Source organism: Bernardetia aquimarina (assembly GCF_042180575.1).
Taxonomy (GTDB): domain Bacteria; phylum Bacteroidota; class Bacteroidia; order Cytophagales; family Bernardetiaceae; genus Bernardetia.
Genome location: NZ_CP170094.1, coordinates 2774437 through 2793348, shown reverse-complemented (window position 1 = coordinate 2793348; position 18912 = coordinate 2774437). Strand labels below are relative to the sequence as shown.

Here is an 18912-nt window from a genome sequence, read left to right as displayed (position 1 = left end):
TTTGATTAAAATGAGATACTGTTTTTAAGTTAAATACTCATTTTATTATTCGTAGCGTATGTTTATTTCTTGATAAAGAGAACTAGGAACGATTTCTTTATTCTCTTTTTTAGTGGTTAATTCTTCGTTTGCGCCTTGTTGAAAGGGTTTAAAATTCTCTGATAGATTCACTTGTTTTTTATCTTTTAATGAAGAATCAAATTGCCAATCTAAGAGATTATTTTTCCAAAGATAAGCCAAACCAAGTACTAATATAAGAATAAATAATAATCCTTCTATAAACGCATAAATTTTCCAGTTACTTTCGAAGAGTTGTAGTTTGGAATCTGTTAGGATTTGTGACCACGGAAATAAAAATATAATTTCCACTTCAAAAAGCACAAAAACTAATGCTACTAAATAAAAACGAATATTGAACTTTCCCCAATTTCCGACTACAGTCTCTTCTCCACATTCATAAGTAGTCAGTTTTTCTTGTGTTGGATTATGAGGACGAAAAAATTTTCCAATACTCAAAGCAATTAGAGCAAAAAAAGCACCTACAATCAAAAAAAGTAAAACTAAACCAAAAGTAGAAACAGAACAAAGCATATTTTTGAGTAAAAAAGTTGAGCTAAATATAACAAATGAAAAACACTTATTCCAAAAAACTAGATGTTGATTCCTTGTTGATTATCAGTTATTTAATAGATAGTTGATAGTTTAGCTTTTTAGTTTGTGTCCTAATTTGGTTTTGGTACGAATCATATCTTTTATTATTTCCATATCTGAAACAGAATCAAACGACTTTTTGGGTACTACATATACAATATGTCTATTTTGATAAATAAGTAGATAGTGTTTGAATTCTCTTATTTTATAAATTCTTCTCCAAGTAAGTGTAGTATGGCTCTCTAAGGTAACTACTTCGATGCGTTCTGGTTCAAAGTAAAAGGTTGTTAGTTCGGAAAGGGAAGGGTTTTTTTCAAAATAACTCTTCGTTCTCAAATAAGTCAGTATAGGCAAAACTAAAAATAAGATGACCATCAAACTCACAAGTAAACCTAATTTCAGGTCTGAATCTGCCCACTGACCATCCATAATACGCTTTTCTAAAAGCATCACGACTAACATGGTAGCTAAAAAAATACTCAACCAAACCATTTTGCTACGTAAGAGCAATGAAAAGTTTAATCGGAGATATTCCTCAAAATTGAGTTTTGCTTTTACTTCTATAATTTTTTTTTCTTCTTTCATACTACAAATAACGCTTTTTTTAAGCAAAAATAAAGAATGAACGTTTAAAAAGTTAAAACATTTTTGGCTTTCTATAAATTATTTTGTGTCAGTTATTTATATTTTTCAATCTTATTCTATCTCATAAATTGCTTTGATGGGATAATGGTCTGAAAAAGAAATTTCTCTATGTGTATTGAAATGAATACAATCTAGTTTTTCATTATCATAGAATTGATTATCTATTCGAAGAAAGAATAATTTTCCATTAAAGGTAAAGCCTGTACCTAGTCCTTTACTTTCAAATGAGTTTTTGAGATTTCGACGAAGTTTGAAATAAGTATAACTATACGGTAAATCATTCAAATCCCCACACAAAATAACAGGATAAGGGCTTTTTTGTACATGTTCTGCAATGGCTTGAACTTGTCCAGCTCTCATTGAAAAACCTTTTTTTAAGCGTTTTCCTGCATACCAAAATGTTTCTTCAGGTTTATCAATCAGTTGGAGCTCATTTTGATTAATACTCATTGATTCCAAATGAACATTATAAATCCGAATTGTATCTTTTCCTTTTACTATATCAACGAAAATAGCACCATTATCTGTTCTGACTTTAAAGGGAACTTCTCCTTTATTAATAAATGGATATTTCGAAAAAATAGCAATTCCAAATTGCCCTCTATTGTGATTGGCTGATGTATAACGAGCATAAAAATGATGCAGGTTTTCTGTATCTTCCTGTGATAATTGTTCTCTAGTATTGAATACCTCTGCACTTTCTGAATTATAAAAATCTTGAATACATTTTATATCCGAAGTGTCATTTTTTATCCATTCAATCGTGCTTTTTGTCCTACTGTATTGTTTATCTTGTTGTTGATAGACATCAAATTCTCGGACATTATAAGACAAAACAGATACATAGTTTTTGTTTTTTGCTATATCTTCTTGCCATATTCCACCAAAACTAATACTGGCTTGCCAAAAAGGAAAAGCAATAATTAAAACAAATAGAGAATAAAGGGCATACCAACGTTTGCGCCACCACCATAGAAAAACAAAAAATATATTGGCTATCAAACAAAAAGGAATTAGCATCGAAACAAAGCCCGAAAGCCAAAAATATTCAGGAGAAACAAGCACCGACAAATAAGAAATTACCGAAATAACCAAAACAAGGCTATTGATAAAACGAAATGTACGACGTGCATTGCGTCTTCGCCAAGATTCATACCTTATCTTATTTCTTCCAGAAGAGTTATTTCGTGAACGATTTTGAGAGGGCATACAGTAATTTGTAGCTTAATTTTAATAGGATAGCAATTATAGAATATACATTTTTTTGAGGTATATTAAAAGTAGAACGTAATGATTTGGTTTTACGTTGAGAGTTTTTGGTTATTTTTTAAAAATAGATGTTTGTTTGTAACACATTCGAACAGCAAAGCTAATTTTACTACACCACCATAATTTTTATGCCCAAACTTTTGTTCCTTCCGTACAATTTTTACAAATATCAATTTCTTTTCTTGATTGTAATAATGAGTTTCTAAAAGTTGAATAGGTTTCATTTTGCCAAATCTGATTAAAAGAATATTTCTCTAAATCGCCCAAATGATGGGTTGCGTCTTTATCAAAACAACAAGGAACAACTTTCCCATCCCACGTAACAACACAAGAATGCCACATTTTCCAACAACTATTTTCTAAATTATTCTTTAGAGTTACCTTATTCTTTTCTTTGTCTTTTTTATAGCGACTATATTTCTCATTATTTGGAATAAAATCAGTTTCATTTTCATAGTCATAAATTTGTGCTGTTTTGATAGCGACCTTATCAATTCCTAGTTCTTTTCCGATTGCTTTTATTTGTTCTATTTCGTGTTCATTGTGTTTGAAGACAATAAATTGAAGCATAATAAAAGGCGTTTTGCTCTTGTGTTTTTTCTTAAATGCCACTACATTTTCGATTCCTTTCCAAACTTTATCTATATTTCCTCCAATTCTATATTTTTGATAGGTGTCTTGATTTGCACCATCTAGCGAAATAATTAGCCTAGAAAGTCCAGAAAGAACTGTTTTTTCTGCCACTTCTTCTGTCAGATAATGGGCATTTGTGGAAGTAGCTGTATAAATATTTTTCTGACTTGCCAGTTTTACCCAATCCAAAAAGTGTTTGTTTATATAAGGTTCTCCTTGAAAATAAAAAATAAGATAGGTCAGATAAGGCGAAACTTCACTCAATAATTTTTCAAAAATAGCATTGGTAGCATTTCCAGTAGGGCGAGAAAACTGACGTAATCCAGACGGACAATGAGGACATTTCAAATTGCAAGTTGTCGTAGGCTCAAAGGCAATACTTATCGGAAATCCTTTTTGATAATTTTTCTTTGTAATTTTAGAAACATAATAACTAAACAAAAGCAAAACACCATTCCAAAAACGTTTGAAAGTAAGTGTTTTGAGGTAAATTATTCCGTCTGTGATTTGGCTTTTATTCATTAAATTGATGTTGCTTTGTACTGGTTTTTGGTAAATTTAGTGCAAAAATCAATCTTAATTGACTGAAATAAAAAATCTCAACCTATTACGTCATCAAAGAACGTACAGGAGAGTCATTTTTTACAATATCCTTTAAATCACTCCAACTAACAAAAAAAGATGGCGAAGGCATAGAACCAATGACTATTTCAGTGCGAAGATAAGTAAACTCAATACCTTTATCAGTAATTATAAATCTTTCCGTTGGCTTTATCTCTTTCACTAAAAATCCATAATCTTTCATTGAAGAAGCTCCTTCTTTTTGTGCCATTTCTAGTGCTTGGCTTGTTAATTTTTTTGTAAGTTGGGCAACTCCATTTTCATCAAAAATATCTGATAAAGTAATTTGCTTACTGTTTTTCAAATCTAAAACTAAATAAGAGTCTGAAAAGTAAGAACGTGCGCCACCTCCATATTCATCTAAATAAAAACCAATTGTTGTAAAATAATTATCATTATAAACAACACTTATAGTTTTATTTTGCTCCCAATCTGCTGACATTCCTATAATTTCTTCTGAATTAGCATCTATATAAAAATCAAAATATTCTTTTTTCTTTTTTGCTAATGCTTCTTTTGGATTTCCAGAGTAGTTTTGTTTTTTCTGTAAAATGGCTTGAATTGCTTCCAAATTGGTCTGACTAGGCACTTCTGTAACTACTAAAAGTTGTTCTTTAAAAGTAGCTCCAAAATCAGGCATAGAGGGTTCTATTTTTGGCAAATCAACAGTTCCACTATCTGTAAAGATTTCATAAGTAATTTTTTTTATAGCAGCATCTGTATGATTTATTTCAAGTGCTTGATTAGTCACAGAGTCTTCGTTGTTGATATCTGTTTGGGAAGTAGAGTTGCTGTTTTCTCCACAAGCAGAAAAAAGCAGAATAAAAAGAAATGAAGTAAGAGAGAAAATAGTTGTTTTCATAATTTTTGAGGTTAAGTGTAATAAAACTCAATGGCTCTAAAACACAGAAACTGAGAATACGTTTTTTGTATAAAAATGGAATTAACCTCAAGATATGAAATTTGTGAGATTGATTGAAATAATTATTACTTCAGCAAAGGTAAAAGAAAAGAGTTATCATACGACTAGAGACAAGTTACTCATGATATTTCTCTCCAATCCATTCAATAGTATCCTCTAAACTTCTAAAATCTGTATCCAAGCTATTTTTTATTTTGTTGTTAGAATAAGTAGTGGTACGACTTGCTGATTCTAAAGAGTCTTTTGTAATAATAGGCGATTTGCCACTAATAAAACTCCATACTTTAATCAATCTCCAACCATATTTATTTATCCAATTTGGAATGGGTTTGCGAGGTGGTTTTTTGTTTAATGTGACAGCAATTTTTGACATTAGTTCAGAATAAGCCACTGTCCCTCCATTCAAAATATAACGTTCATTATATAAATCCGATTTTTCTAAAAGTGAAATTGTCATGTTTGCAACATCACGCACATCTACAAAATTACTAAAACCACTTCCGTAATATGGTTTTTCACTTTTTATATAATCAATCAAAACGGTACTACTTCTGCCATTTTCATCATAACCCAAAACAAAAGAAGGATTTACTATCATTACATCAAGTCCTTCAGCTTGTCCTCTCCACACTTCTAATTCTGCCAAGTGTTTTGTGAAGGCATAAGCACTAAAACCTGTATATTCAGGTGTCCAACGTGCTTTTTCATCTATGAAGGTAAGCTCATTGGTTTTATTATTCGCATTTATTTTAAGATTTTTATTTTGTTGTGATGCCAATGGCTGACCAAGTGCAGCAATCGAACTTATCTGACAAAAAACGTTTACATTATTGGCTAAAGCAGCATTTACTATATTTTCTGTGCCTTCTACATTGGTCTTTTGCATTTTATTTTTGTCTTTTGGGTCAAAAGAAACAAGAGCTGCACCATGAATTATTCTATCTATTCCTGTTGTAATTTTATCCAAAAACACAACATCTAACAAGTCACCATCTACCCATTCCAAGACTGAAGAAGGATAAGATTGTAGTTTGGAAGGAATTTTACTATTTGCTCGTTTTAAAGCAATTATTTTGATTGGATTTTCTTGATTCTTATTTTTGGTAATTAATTCTTCTACCAAATAACTTCCCAAAAAACCTGTTGCACCTGTGATAAAATAATTCATCTTTATATAGTGGTTAGTGATAAATTATTAGTGATTAATGAATTTCAAATTTAGAAAAAATGATTTGATTTTTAATCAATTAATAATTTACAAAAATACAAAATTTAAAAACACCATTTATTAGAAAAGGAATTTTTGAATTGTACACTTTTTTAGTAGTTTCGGAAAAACAAACAGGGTTTTCTTATAAAAAATAAAAATGCTGTTGTTGATGTTTTAGCGATAGCGACACCAACAACTACAAGTTGAAAGTAGAAATATTTTTTATAAGAAACCCTTGGAAAAACAAAACTCTACTTATGAAATACGTACTTTTTTATACAGTCAATGGTTTGGGATTGGGACATCTCACTCGCTGTTTGGCTATTGCTCGTCAGCTCAAAAAGCAAGATTCTTCACTTATTCCTTTATTTTTTACTTCTTCGGAGGGTTCTAATTTATTGTATCAAGAAGGGTTTGCTTACTATAAAGTTCCTAGCAAAACGATTGCTAGAGAAACAAAGCTTTTAAAACGAAATTTGGCTATTTCATATTCCGAAATATTGACTTCGATTGTAAATACCTATCGTCCTGTGGGCTTGGTAGTAGATACTTTTCCATTGGGTTCGATGAATGATTTACTTTCTGTTTTGGGATTACCTTTAAAATGGAAGAAGTTTTTTATTCATAGAGAGCAAATGAATATGGATAAAAACAAAGTAGAAATGCAAAATTTTTATGACTATATTATTGCTCCACACAGTAAAGGAAGTACAAAAATTCCTGTTCCAATCTCAAAGAAAGAAGATTTGTTTTGGAGTAATGAAATTTTGATACGAGAAAAATCAGAACTTCAATCAAGAGAAGAAATTAGAAAAAACTTGGGAGTAAAGGAAGACGAAAACTTACTTTTGATTAATCTTGGAGGAGGAGGAGATACTACCACAACAGAAAATTATAGACAAATTTTTGATTTGATTTTGAATTCCTCTTCTTTATTGCGACAAAAAAAAATACGTTTGTTTGTTCCTAACCCTCCTTTAAGTTCTACAAACGAGCTTAAAGAAATTTTCTCAAAACTTCCTGCTTCTACTATTTCATTTTCTCATTTTCCACTTATGGAATTGATGCCTGCCTTAGACTTTGCTATTTCAGCGACAGGTTATAATACCTTTCACGAACTTTTAGCGTGTCAAATTCCAACTATTTTTATTCCAAAAGCTAGAGGATATGATGACCAATACGGAAGAGCAAAACGAGCTTTTGATGCAAAGGCTGCTTTATTTTTAGAAGAGAGTCAAATTGCAGCTAGTTTGATAGATAATTTGAAAAATCTTTTTGAGAGACAAAAATCTTTTTCTCAACATGCTTCTCTATTTCTCACAACAGATGGAGCAGAGCAAGCAGCCCATTTTATAAATGAAAAAATAAATAATAAGTAAAAAGATAAGGAATTAACTTTTAGCTATTTATTCGATGAAAAACTATTTTTATCAAATAAAATATAGTATATTAACATTTACTTACCCTACAAAAAAGAATACTCAACTTTCAAAATGGATAAAAAAATTATTCTATGTATCGACGATGAACCTATTATCCTTAATAGTTTGAAACAAGAACTATCTCAACATTTTGCTGACACTATGATTATAGAAGTAGCTGAAAGTGGAGAGGAGGGCTTAGAAATTATTGATTTCTTTAGAGAAAAAGGAAAGGAAATTGTTATTATTATTTCGGATTATATTATGCCTCAAATGCGTGGCGATGAGTTTTTGATAGAAGCGCATCGTTTGCTTCCTAATTGTGTCAAGATTCTTTTGACAGGGCAAGCTAGTCTTGAGGGAGTTACCAATGCTGTGAATCAAACTAATTTATATAGGTATATTTCAAAGCCGTGGAGTACAAAAGATTTGATAATGACAGTAGAATCGGGCATCGCAAATTACTATAAAGACAAAACATTAAAGTTCCAAAACAAGCAAATACAGTCTAGTATTCGATATGCCGAACGCATACAATCGGCTATTTTGCCATCTTCTAATTATCTTTCAGAGTTACTTCCCAAACATTTTGTTTTTTATAAACCAAAAGATGTAGTTAGTGGAGACTTTTATTGGTGTAGAAATGAGAATAACAAAACAATTATCGCTGTTGCTGATTGTACAGGGCATGGAGTTCCAGGGGCATTTATGTCTTTAATTGGACATCAATTACTCAATCGTGCCGTCGTTGATAAAAAAATATACTCACCAGAAAAAATCTTAACAAATATAAATAGAGCCATAAGAGCTGTTTGGAATCAAGAGCGTGCAAGTATTCATGAAGGAATGGAAATGGCTATTTGTGTAATTGATAAAGAAAAAAATACAATCTCTTTTGCAGGAGCAAAAAGACCAATTTGTATTATTCAAAATCATGAATTGAATTATATAAAAGGAGATAGAGTAGGAATAGATGGAACAGAAAATGCTACTTATACTAAACATGAGTTTGAAGTAAAACCTAATACCCAAATATATCTCTATTCAGATGGTTATCAAGACCAATTTGGAGGAAAAGATAATAAACGTTTTATGAGTAAAACTCTTAGAGAATTATTTCAAAAAATAGAGACAAAAGAATCTAGTGAGCAATTAGAAGAAGTAGTTACAACATTTAATGTATGGAAAAGAAGTTATGACCAAATAGATGATATTCTTGTTTTGGGGATAAAATTGTAATTTTTTTTGTTTAATTTGTATTCTTAAAAGATGAACAGGATTTAGCTAGGTGTGTTAAATAAATAGCTCTATTTTCAAAAGGAAATAATGCTAAAAACTTGCTTTTTTTATAGTTTTTAGTTAATTTAAGGGGTTTTAAAGTATTCTTTAAATTTATTTATACTATGATGGATAAAGTTATTCTTTGTGTTGATGATGAGGCGATTATATTAAACAGTTTAAAAGAAGAGTTGTATAAATATTTTTCTGATTCTATGATTATTGAGACCGTCGAAAGTGGGCAAGAAGGGTTAGAAACCATTGAGTTTTTGATAAGTAAGGGGAAAGAGATTGTTGTTATTATTTCAGATTATATTATGCCTCAAATGCGTGGAGATGTGTTTTTAATAGAAGCACACAAACGTTTGCCTACTGCCATGAAAATTCTTCTAACAGGGGAAGCTAGTATTGAAGGAATTACCAATATTATTAATAAAACCCATTTATACAGGTATATTTCAAAACCGTGGGATAAATATGACCTTATCATGACGATAGAGTCTGCTATTGAAATGTATTATAGCAACAAACAAATCAGACATCAAAGCAGACAAATTCAAGATAGTATCAGATATGCAGAGCGCATACAGACTGCTATTTTGCCTAACTCTGATTATCTTAATTTATTTATTCCTAATCATTTTGTTTTTTACAGACCAAAAGACATTGTAAGTGGCGATTTTTATTGGTGTAGAAAAGCAGATGATAAGATAATTATTGTTGTAGCAGATTGTACAGGGCATGGTGTTCCTGGTGCTTTTATGTCTTTGATTGGACATCAATTACTCAATAGAGCTATTTTAGAGCAAAAAATTTATTCGCCTGAAAAAATTTTGGAGAAAATGAATACAGTTATAGGAGAGGTTTGGAATGTAAAACAAAAAAGTACTCATGACGGAATGGAAGTAGCTATCTGTGTTATAGATAAAAAAACAAATACAGTGTGTTTTGCAGGAGCAAAAAGACCTCTTTGTATTATACAGAACAATGAACTTAAATATATAAAAGGAGATAAGTCATCAGTAGATGGGAAACAAAATGCAACTTATACCAAACATGAGTTTAAAGTACAAGTTGGTACTCAAATCTATTTATATTCAGATGGGTATGAAGACCAAAATGGAGGAAGTAAAAACAAGCGTTTTATGAGCCAAAATCTAAAGGCATTGTATCAAAACATAAGTGAAAAATCGTCAGAAGAACAACTGCAAGAGTTAAGTGATATGTTTGATAATTGGAAAAAAAATTATGACCAAAGAGATGATGTACTTGTGGTGGGGGTAAAAATATAGATTGTTTGTGGTAAGTAGTTACATCATTTTTTAAATATTCAAAAAACTAAAGAGTGAGAAAATTGGCTTTATAATTGATTTTTATGACCAAATAAATTATTAACCTATCCCTTTATTTTAGGTTTGAATATTTATTAGCATCCTTTCCCTTTTCCCTTATTACACATAATATCCATGAAAGAAATAGTAGAAACAAAATGGTTTCAAAGATTAGCTCTAGCAGCCTGTTTTGGGCTTATAGGAGTTGTTTTTGCTTCTTTTTGGTGGCAAGAATGGCAGTATTTACTCCCTACACCTGTACCAGAAGGCTATCAAGAAGTTTTTGTGGGCAAACAAATTTCTAATGAGGTTTTACTTCAATTTTCTGACTTTCAATCAAAAAAAAGTATAAAGACTACACAAAAGCCTATTTTCCTTCATTTTTTTAGTCCTTTTTGTCCTTGTTCTAAATTTAATATCGCTCATATTAACTATCTTGTAGAAAGATATGGTAATGAAATAGATTTTTATGCAATTATTTTCAATGATTCAGAGTATGAAATGGAATTTATTGACTTTTCTGAAAAATATGATATTCCTATTCCAACCATTTTAGATAAAAAAAATACGATTGCTGCTGCCTGTGGAATTTACGCAACACCTCAAGCTGCAATTATTACAAGTGAAGGCAAATTATTTTACAAAGGAAATTATAATGTCAGTAGATATTGCAACAACCGAGATACAAACTTTGCCGAGCAAGCTCTTGGCGCATTATTAGAAGGCAAAAATCCTCCTGACTTTGGAGAATTAGCTGATAAGGCTTATGGTTGTGAACTACCAGAAGATTATTTCAAATAAAATAATAGAATGTTAGGGAAGATAAATTAAGTCACTGTTTTTTGAGTGTGTAATGCTTTGTTAATCAGTAAATTGCATTTGTAGTTGTTCATAAGTTCTATTAGCAAAAATAAATTTAGAAAATCAATTTTCTATGAAAAAAAATATAAACTCTCGTAATAAAAAACGAACTATTCAAGCATTGGAGTTGGAAACTTATCTAGCCAACGTACAAGAAAAAGCAGACAAAATATCAGATAAATTTGTTATTATGTTTGGTGTATTAGGACTATTCTTTGTCCCTGTTTATGATACTTGGGCATTTACAGGAGCTAATACTGTTATTATAGCAGCTCTTTATCTTATAGCTCGTAAGATTTTGACCAATAAGTTTTATGCTCGTATGATTATTAGCTTAGTCTATGCGATTTTTATGCTGCAATTTATTGGACAGATGCACGGAATGGCAGAAATTCATTTTTTCTTTTTTACCAATATTGCTTTTCTTATTATTTATCAAGATTGGCGTATTATGATTCCTTATACCATTTTTGCCATTGGGCATCATAGTGTACTTGCTATTCTTCAAGCTAATGCAGGTGATTTTGGTTTAGAAAATGCAAATTTATCTAATTATTTTATTGGATATAGTGGACGAACCATAGAAGGCGCAACAGTAGATTATATTACTACCTTTCAGTTGATGTTTCATTTTGGTTTGGCTGCTATGATGGCTTTTGTTTGTGGCTGGTGGGCTGTTATTTTTAGAAATAGTAGTATTCAACTTATGGAAAAACAGTTTGAACAACAAACACAAAATGAAGAGTTGCGTTCGTCAGAAGAAGAAATAAGACAAAATGCAGAAGAGTTACAGACTACCAATGACCAAATGTTTGTCATTCAAAGAGAAATAGAAGAAAAACAAAAACTACTCAATAAAGCTGAAAAATTGGTTGGTTTGGCAAGTTATGAGATTGATTTGGCTACTCAAAGACTTTCTCACTCTGATAACCTGCCTCACATTTATGGGGAAAATCAACTCAATGATATGCAAAGAGTCATTGAAATTGCACACCCAAATGACGCTCATAAGGTTATTGAGACGCTTACTCAAGCAGCAGAAGGAAAAATAAAAAAATATGATATTTCGTATCGTTCGAAAGGAAGTAATTTAGAAGAGTATAGACATTATAGAGCTGTCGGAGAACTTGTAAGAGATGCTATGGACAACCCTGAAAAATTAGTAGGGACAGTACAAGACATTACTGAAGAAGTAATACAAAAGCAAAAAGTAGAAGATGCTTATCAAAAAGTACAAACATCAGAAGAAGAACTGCGCCAAAACTATGAAGAGTTACAGACTATACAAGAGCAACTCCTTTTGATTCAGGCACTGATTGATAATTCTCAAGATGCTATACAAGCCTCAAGAGCAAATGGAAAATTTGTTTATATGAATAAGGTAGCTGGAGAAAGATTCGGAATTCGTTCAGAAGAGTGTTCAAGATATTCTGTACAAGAATTAGAAGCTATTTTCAAAGAAAAAGGAGATTGGGAAGCACACGTCGAAGAAGTCAAAAAATTAGGAGGGTTGAACATTGAAAGTGAAAATAAAAATCGTACCACAGGAGAAATATTCCCAGTAGAAGTAGGAGTTCGGTATGTAAATATTAATGGAGAGGGATATATGATGGCTTCTTCTAGAGATATTACCGAACGTAAAAAGCAAGAGCAAGAAATAAAAGTCAAAAATGAAGAACTACAAGCATCAGAAGAAGAGTTACGTCAAAACTATGAAGAGCTCCAAACCACACAAGAACAACTAGAAAAACAAAAAATAGATGCAGAAAGACAAGCTACTTATCAAAAAGCAATCTTAGACAATGCTGGGCTTATGCTTATTGTTACTGATACAAATGGAATTATTACATCTTTTAATTCTACAGCCGAAAAGACTTTAGGATATTCAGATCAAGAAGTGATTGACATCCAATCACCTGCTTTGTTTCATGATATAAATGAAATTATTAAACGAGCAGAAGAATTAAGTCAAGAATTTAATGAAAATATAGAGGTTGGATTTGGAGTATTTACTTATAAAACTCTAAAAGGTTTGTCAGATACACATGAATGGACATATGTCAAGAAAAATAATGAAAAATTTCCTATCAGTTTGACAATAAGTGCTATTCGTCAAAATGAAGAAATAATTGGTTTTTTAGGAATTGCTGAGGATATTACAGAAAGAAAAAAGAATGAAATACTAATTAAAAAACAAAACAAAGAGTTACAAGCATCAGAAGAAGAGTTACAACAAAACTATGAAGAGCTACAATCCATACAAGAAGAATTATATCTTCAAAAAGAACGTTTAGAACAGATTTTTGATGGTGTGCCTGCCATGATTTATCAATTTAAGATGACACCAGATGGACAAGTATCTTTTCCTGTTGTGAGTAAAGGCTCAGAACTTGTATATGGATTACCTGCCCAAAAAATTATGGATGATGCAGACTCAATTATCTCACCTATTCATGAGGCTGATAAGTTGTTTTTCCAAAATACAGTAGCAAAATCAGCAGAAACACTAACCAATTGGAATGCTGATATCCGAGTAATAATTGATGGCAAAATACAATGGATACGAGGAAGCTCAAAGCCTATAAAATATCAAGATGGAACAATCCTTTGGAGTGGAATTGTACAAGAAGTAACAGAACAAAAAGAATTGGAGCAAAAAGTACAAGATACAAATGAAGAGTTGCAGGCTTCTGCAGAAGAATTACGTCAAAACTACGAAGAGCTACAAAGTGCTCAAAACCAACTTATTCAATCTGAAAAAATGGCTAGTCTAGGACAACTTGTAGCCAATATTGCACACGAAATAAATACACCTCTAGGCGCAATTCGTTCATCATCTGTTAGTATTGAAGATATTTTAGAAAAAACATTACCTACACTACCTATATTTTTGAAAAAAATAGATAATACTGCACTAGATATTTTTAATGAATTTATAAAAAAATCATCTCAAAAAACAGATACACTTTCGACTAGAGAAAAAAGAACTATTAAATATAATTTGATAGATGAGTTAGAGGCTATGAAAATAGAAGGTGCAGATAAATATGCTGATTCTATTATAGATATGAATATGCAAAATGAAAAAGATTTGTTTTTACCTCTTGTAAAAAATAGAGATGCTGAAGAGATTTTACATACAGCCTATCAACTTTCTACCATCATTCGAAGCAACCAAACTGTAAAAGTAGCAACAGATAGAGCTGCAAAAATTGTCTTTGCCCTCAAAAACTTTGCTCGTCAAGATGATACAGGCGAAAAAGCAACTGTCAATATCAATGAAAGTATCGAAACAACACTAACACTCTATCACAATCAAATCAAACATGGAATAGATATTACTAGGGATTTTGGCAAAATACCAGAGTTTATGGGGTATCCTGATGAACTTATACAGGTTTGGACAAACATCATTCATAATGCCATTCAGGCAATGAAAAATAAAGGACGCTTATTTATTCAAACAAGTATAGAAGATAATAAGGTATTGGTAGCCATTCAAGATAGTGGTGGTGGAATACCTAAAAAAATACAAAACCGTATTTTTGATGCTTTCTTTACTACAAAAGGAGTAGGAGAAGGAAGTGGGTTAGGACTAGACATAACAAGAAAAATTATAGAAAAACACAATGGAAAAATTTGGTTTGAAGCCCTAGAAGGAGTTGGAACTACATTCTTTATTGAACTACCTATTAAAAGTCATAAATAATTAAAAATCAATTATTTATATTTGTAATTCTTAAATAATTATTTATCACTTTTTTATAAAAAACACACACATAAACTAAATATTTTATATAATGGAAATACAAACAAATAAGGCAATTTTATGTGTAGATGATGATCCAATGATTTTGATGAGCTTAAAGTTACAACTCAACCAAAATTTTGATGGAAAGTTTGTCATCGAAACTGCCGAAAGTGGAGAAGAAGCTCTTGAAATTATTGAGTTTTTGGGAGAGCGAAGCATAGATACACTCCTAATTATTACTGATTGGCTCATGCCAAAAATGAAAGGTGATGAACTTTTGATAAAAGTAAAAACACTTTTTCCAACAGTCAAACAAATTATGCTTTCTGGACAAGCTGAAAATTCAGCCGTACAAAATGCTTTCGAAAACTCAAATTTAAAATATTTTATCTCTAAGCCTTGGAGAAGACAAGATTTGATAGATAAAGTAAATGAAGTGATTTAATAAGTACAAGGCATTATTCAAAAGAATGACCATAAAACATGGAGAATGTTGGTGGTGGTGCAGCAAAGTGACACACATAGACAAGAGTTTATTATATACCTTACCAAACAGTCATTTATTCTTAATATAATTCAATAGGTATTCTGTCTATTACTGTGTGCTAAAGTGAACATTGTTTTAGTCTCAAAAGAGTTTTTATTCTAAACTTTATATTATACAAGACTCAAGATTATAAAAAAAATATAGCAAAACACAATGGAAAAGTGTGATTTGATTCCCTAGAAGGAGTTGGAACTACATTTTTTACTTGTCTTTCTTTAAAGTAATAAAAATCAGGAGATAATTAAATTACTTACTTTTGTTTGAAAAAAACATAAACTAACAATTTTTAAATTATGAAAAAAACAAATAAAGCAATACTTTGTGTAGATGATGACCCAATGATACTCATGAGTTTGAAACTACAACTTAACCAAAGTTTTGATGGGAAGTTTGTTATCGAAACGGCTGAAAGTGGAGAAGAAGCACTAGAAATTATAGAATTTTTAGGAGAAAGGAATATTGATACACTTCTTGTGATTACAGATTGGTTGATGCCAAAAATGAAAGGCGATGAACTTTTAGTAAAAGTAAAAGACCGTTTTCCAAATGTAGCTCAAATTATGCTTTCTGGACAGGCTGAAAATGATGCTGTTCAAAATGCGTTCAAAAACTCAAATCTAAAGTATTTTATTTCTAAGCCTTGGAATAAAAATGACTTAGTAGATAAAGTAAATGAAGTATTGAAAAATTGATACTTTCCTCTAAGTAGCTTTAAAAGTCTTGAAGCTACTTAGGGATTTAATTAAAAGTGCTTAGGCAAAAAGTCATTGCTCACTATCAATTAATCTCTAGAAACGACAATCTTGTATTTAATTCTGTTTTTTTACATCAAAAAAGCATTGATATAAAAAAATAAGAGAGTAGTTTATATTTCTAGCAAAAAAACAAAAAAATAGCCTCCTAGTTGCTATGAAAGGTATAGGTACAAAAGCTCCAAAAGGAATTAAATAAAGGACTATTTTTGAGTTAATAACTGACTGAAAGCCAATGAATTGAATTTGTGATTGTTCCAATTTGAAACTAAAAAGGAAATAAGAACGAATTTTTTGTCGAATGACCGACTCATCTAACAAATGAACAATATAAAAAACATACTGCGTCTTATCATTTATGGAGATGAAAATAGGCAGTATCCAGATACTTACTTTCAAGAACAAAGCTACCAGTGTGCAAGACTTTTGCCACTCGTTAGTTTAGTTTTTATTTTTATTTGGTTGGGCTACATTCCTTTAGATGCAGAGTTATATCCAAATGTAGAAGGGATTTTTTATCTACGAATTGGTTTATCAGTAGTGAGTTTTACTATTTTTTGTCTGTATTGGATTCCATTTTTTAGAAAAAAATCTATCTATTTGATGAGTGTGCTAGGAGCGTATGCTGTTATTAGTACAGCTATTATCACAGGACTTACCAAGGGAGATCCATCTTATATGGGAGGTTTTTGTATGGTTTTGGTAGCTTCTTTATTTGTACCTCTTCGTATGATTGTTTATTATAGCGTAATGATTTTTGCTATTATTTGTTTTTTTACGACTTTACTGATTTTAGATGTAAATATAATGACTGATGTTTCGAGGTACAGTCTTAATGATTTGGCAAGTGCCATAATTTTATCTTTTGTATTTACATTTTTACTGGATAGAGATAGATATTCCTACTACAAAAAATCTAAAGACAGAGAACAACAAGGCAAGCAAATTCAAAATCAAGCACTTACCATTCAAGAAAATAATACAGTCTTACAAGCATCAGAAAAAGAATTAAAACAAAATTTGGAGGAACTAAAAACCACACAAGAACAATTAAGAAAACAGAAAACAGAAATAGAAAATGCCTACAAAGAGCTTCAATTTACTCAAAAACAGCTTATTCAATCCGAAAAATTAGCTAGTTTGGGACAGCTTATTGCTAATATTGCACACGAGATAAATACACCGTTGGGAGCAATTCGTTCTTCGGCTGATAGTATCGAAAATATTTTGTTAGAAACAGTACCCAATCTGCCTAATTTCCTCAAAACATTAGATGACAAAATGGTATCTGTTTTTAATAAATTTGTAGAAATAGCATCTAAAAAAACAGATTTGTTATCTACAAGAGATCAACGAACGGTAAAGTATGATTTAATAGAAGAATTAGAGGAGCTAGGATTTACAGAGGTAGATGAGTATGCAGATTTGATAGCTGATATGAATATGTACAAAGAAAAGGAATTGATAAAGTTATTATTACAAACCAAAAATAAAGAAGAAGTTTTCGAAACAGCTTATCAACTCTCTACTGTCATTAGAAGCAATCAAACCATAAAAGAAGCTACCAAAAGGGCTGCAAAAACAGTTTTTGCTCTCAAAAATTTTGCTCGTCAAGACCATTCCGAAGAAAAATCAGAGGTAGATTTGAATCAAAGTATAGAAACTACACTAATATTATATCATAATCAAATCAAACAAGGGATTGATATAAAGCGAAATTTTGATTATGTTCCGTCATTTTTAGGATACCCAGACGAACTAATGCAAGTATGGACAAATCTTATTCATAATGCTATTCAAGCCATGAAAGGCAAAGGGAAATTAATCGTTTCTACTAAAACAACTGAAAATCAAAGTAATAAAACAGTACTTGTTTCGATTCAAGATACAGGAGGAGGAATCCCAAAGAAAATTCAAGACCGAGTATTTGATGCCTTTTTTACCACCAAACCCATAGGAGAAGGAAGTGGTTTGGGATTAGATATTACCAGAAAAATAATAGACAAACACAATGGCAAAATTTGGTTTGAAACAGAAGAAGGAGTTGGAACTACTTTTTTCATTGAAGTTCCGATTTAATTAAAAGTACATCATTTAGTAAAATTAGAGCATTCTTATATTGTTGGTATTTTAGTGATAGCGACACCAACAACTACAAGTTGAAAGTAGAGGTCTAAATACAAAAAGAGATCAAATATCTTTTATAAGAAAACCCTGTTCGTAAATTCTAAAAATTTGCAAAACAAAAGGGTTTTTTGTATTTTTGTACCAAATTAAAAAAACAAAACAAATGGAAGGCAGAAAAAGCCTTCCATTTTCGTTTTATTATATTTTGTATAGTGTTTTTTACTTCTGACTTCTGAAATCTAACTTTTAACTTTATTATATGTCCGATTCAAAAACAGAGCAAATCAATTCTAGTATTAATTCTATTAAGGAAAAAATAAGTAATTTTATTCAAAAAGCAACCTCTCCACAAGCAAGTCAAGAAGGAAATGAGTTTTTTGACTATGCACTTTCAACACATATTTTTTTATTAGAAATTCAAATTTCAAAAACAAGAACTCCTAAAGTAATCCTAATTATTGATGGAGATGAAGGTGTCGGAATTGCTGATTGTGCCAATGTAAGTCGAAAGGTAGGAGCTTATTTTGAAGAAGATGATTTGTTTGGAAAAGATGAAAACGGAGAAGACAAACCCTATAATTTAGAAGTTACCTCTCCTGGTGTAGATTATGGATTGCATATCTTTAGACAATATCCTCAACATGTAGGACGTACTTTAGAATTCGAATTCAAAGATGGAACAAAAAAAGTAGGTAAGCTACAATCTATTGAAGAAAACGAAGAAGGCAAACCCATTTTTCAAATTACTGAAGAATATGAAGTAGCCGAAGGAAAAAAAGCAAAACTCAAGACAAAATACAAACCTGCTACTATTCATTTCGAAGAGGTAAAAGTAGCATACGTACAAATATCATTTAAGAAAAAATAAAGTAGTAAATAGCTTCCAAGCTGTT

General features: G+C 30.8%; 15 protein-coding genes. 9 read left to right on the top strand and 6 right to left on the bottom strand.

From position 1 onward, the window contains the following. Positions 1–45: 45 nt before the first annotated feature. From ACE193_RS11880 to ACE193_RS11855, 6 genes are all read right to left on the bottom strand, one after another. Positions 46–591 (bottom strand): NADH-quinone oxidoreductase subunit A, encoded by a 546-nt coding sequence (locus ACE193_RS11880; protein WP_375563201.1) that lies wholly within the window; start codon positions 589–591, stop codon positions 46–48. Positions 592–702: 111 nt separating this feature from the next. Continuing rightward, on the bottom strand, positions 703–1236 hold the full coding sequence (locus ACE193_RS11875; RefSeq protein ID WP_375563200.1) for a YcxB family protein: 534 nt from the start codon (positions 1234–1236) through the stop codon (positions 703–705). Positions 1237–1347: 111 nt separating this feature from the next. Then, positions 1348–2505, bottom strand: a complete 1158-nt coding sequence (locus ACE193_RS11870; RefSeq protein WP_375563199.1) for an endonuclease/exonuclease/phosphatase family protein — start codon at positions 2503–2505, stop codon at positions 1348–1350. Between the two features lie 186 nt (positions 2506–2691). Then, complete coding sequence (locus tag ACE193_RS11865; protein ID WP_375563198.1) at positions 2692–3720, bottom strand: radical SAM/SPASM domain-containing protein; 1029 nt, start codon at positions 3718–3720, stop codon at positions 2692–2694. Positions 3721–3805: 85 nt separating this feature from the next. Next, positions 3806–4681: an RsiV family protein gene (locus ACE193_RS11860; protein ID WP_375563197.1), complete on the bottom strand. Its 876-nt coding sequence runs from the start codon at positions 4679–4681 to the stop codon at positions 3806–3808. Positions 4682–4856: 175 nt separating this feature from the next. Then, entirely contained in the window at positions 4857–5909 is a 1053-nt protein-coding gene (locus tag ACE193_RS11855; protein WP_375563196.1) for an NAD-dependent epimerase/dehydratase family protein, read from the bottom strand. A gap of 299 nt (positions 5910–6208) precedes the next feature. On the opposite strand from ACE193_RS11855, the gene ACE193_RS11850 reads away from it, so the two are divergent. From ACE193_RS11850 to rimP, 9 genes are all read left to right on the top strand, one after another. Beyond that, positions 6209–7330 (top strand): glycosyltransferase, encoded by a 1122-nt coding sequence (locus ACE193_RS11850; protein ID WP_375563195.1) that lies wholly within the window; start codon positions 6209–6211, stop codon positions 7328–7330. Positions 7331–7444: 114 nt separating this feature from the next. Continuing rightward, positions 7445–8611: a PP2C family protein-serine/threonine phosphatase gene (locus ACE193_RS11845; RefSeq protein ID WP_375563194.1), complete on the top strand. Its 1167-nt coding sequence runs from the start codon at positions 7445–7447 to the stop codon at positions 8609–8611. Positions 8612–8775: 164 nt separating this feature from the next. Further along, a complete protein-coding gene (locus ACE193_RS11840) occupies positions 8776–9942 on the top strand; it encodes a SpoIIE family protein phosphatase (RefSeq protein WP_375563193.1) in 1167 nt (388 codons plus the stop codon). 174 nt (positions 9943–10116) lie between these two features. Then, positions 10117–10782, top strand: a complete 666-nt coding sequence (locus ACE193_RS11835; protein ID WP_375563192.1) for a redoxin domain-containing protein — start codon at positions 10117–10119, stop codon at positions 10780–10782. Between the two features lie 133 nt (positions 10783–10915). After that, a complete protein-coding gene (locus ACE193_RS11830) occupies positions 10916–14551 on the top strand; it encodes a PAS domain S-box protein (RefSeq protein WP_375563191.1) in 3636 nt (1211 codons plus the stop codon). Between the two features lie 91 nt (positions 14552–14642). Further along, complete coding sequence (locus tag ACE193_RS11825; protein WP_375563190.1) at positions 14643–15038, top strand: response regulator; 396 nt, start codon at positions 14643–14645, stop codon at positions 15036–15038. 395 nt (positions 15039–15433) lie between these two features. Further along, positions 15434–15832 carry a response regulator gene (locus ACE193_RS11820; protein WP_375563189.1) on the top strand — a complete coding sequence of 133 codons (399 nt, stop codon included), beginning with the start codon at positions 15434–15436 and terminating at the stop codon, positions 15830–15832. Between the two features lie 381 nt (positions 15833–16213). Further along, a complete protein-coding gene (locus ACE193_RS11815) occupies positions 16214–17971 on the top strand; it encodes an ATP-binding protein (protein WP_375563188.1) in 1758 nt (585 codons plus the stop codon). A gap of 307 nt (positions 17972–18278) precedes the next feature. Further along, complete coding sequence (gene rimP / locus ACE193_RS11810) at positions 18279–18887, top strand: ribosome maturation factor RimP (protein ID WP_375563187.1); 609 nt, start codon at positions 18279–18281, stop codon at positions 18885–18887. The last annotated feature ends 25 nt before the right edge of the window (positions 18888–18912 follow it).

Bases quoted from the DNA above. Each gene is read 5' to 3' on its own strand.
- ACE193_RS11880 (WP_375563201.1), bottom strand. From the start codon at position 591: ATGCTTTGTTCTGTTTCTACTTTTGGTTTAGTTTTACTTTTTTTGATT.
- ACE193_RS11875 (WP_375563200.1), bottom strand. From the start codon at position 1,236: ATGAAAGAAGAAAAAAAAATTATAGAAGTAAAAGCAAAACTCAATTTT.
- ACE193_RS11870 (WP_375563199.1), bottom strand. From the start codon at position 2,505: ATGCCCTCTCAAAATCGTTCACGAAATAACTCTTCTGGAAGAAATAAG.
- ACE193_RS11865 (WP_375563198.1), bottom strand. From the start codon at position 3,720: ATGAATAAAAGCCAAATCACAGACGGAATAATTTACCTCAAAACACTT.
- ACE193_RS11860 (WP_375563197.1), bottom strand. From the start codon at position 4,681: ATGAAAACAACTATTTTCTCTCTTACTTCATTTCTTTTTATTCTGCTT.
- ACE193_RS11855 (WP_375563196.1), bottom strand. From the start codon at position 5,909: ATGAATTATTTTATCACAGGTGCAACAGGTTTTTTGGGAAGTTATTTG.
- ACE193_RS11850 (WP_375563195.1), top strand. From the start codon at position 6,209: ATGAAATACGTACTTTTTTATACAGTCAATGGTTTGGGATTGGGACAT.
- ACE193_RS11845 (WP_375563194.1), top strand. From the start codon at position 7,445: ATGGATAAAAAAATTATTCTATGTATCGACGATGAACCTATTATCCTT.
- ACE193_RS11840 (WP_375563193.1), top strand. From the start codon at position 8,776: ATGATGGATAAAGTTATTCTTTGTGTTGATGATGAGGCGATTATATTA.
- ACE193_RS11835 (WP_375563192.1), top strand. From the start codon at position 10,117: ATGAAAGAAATAGTAGAAACAAAATGGTTTCAAAGATTAGCTCTAGCA.
- ACE193_RS11830 (WP_375563191.1), top strand. From the start codon at position 10,916: ATGAAAAAAAATATAAACTCTCGTAATAAAAAACGAACTATTCAAGCA.
- ACE193_RS11825 (WP_375563190.1), top strand. From the start codon at position 14,643: ATGGAAATACAAACAAATAAGGCAATTTTATGTGTAGATGATGATCCA.
- ACE193_RS11820 (WP_375563189.1), top strand. From the start codon at position 15,434: ATGAAAAAAACAAATAAAGCAATACTTTGTGTAGATGATGACCCAATG.
- ACE193_RS11815 (WP_375563188.1), top strand. From the start codon at position 16,214: ATGAACAATATAAAAAACATACTGCGTCTTATCATTTATGGAGATGAA.
- rimP (WP_375563187.1), top strand. From the start codon at position 18,279: ATGTCCGATTCAAAAACAGAGCAAATCAATTCTAGTATTAATTCTATT.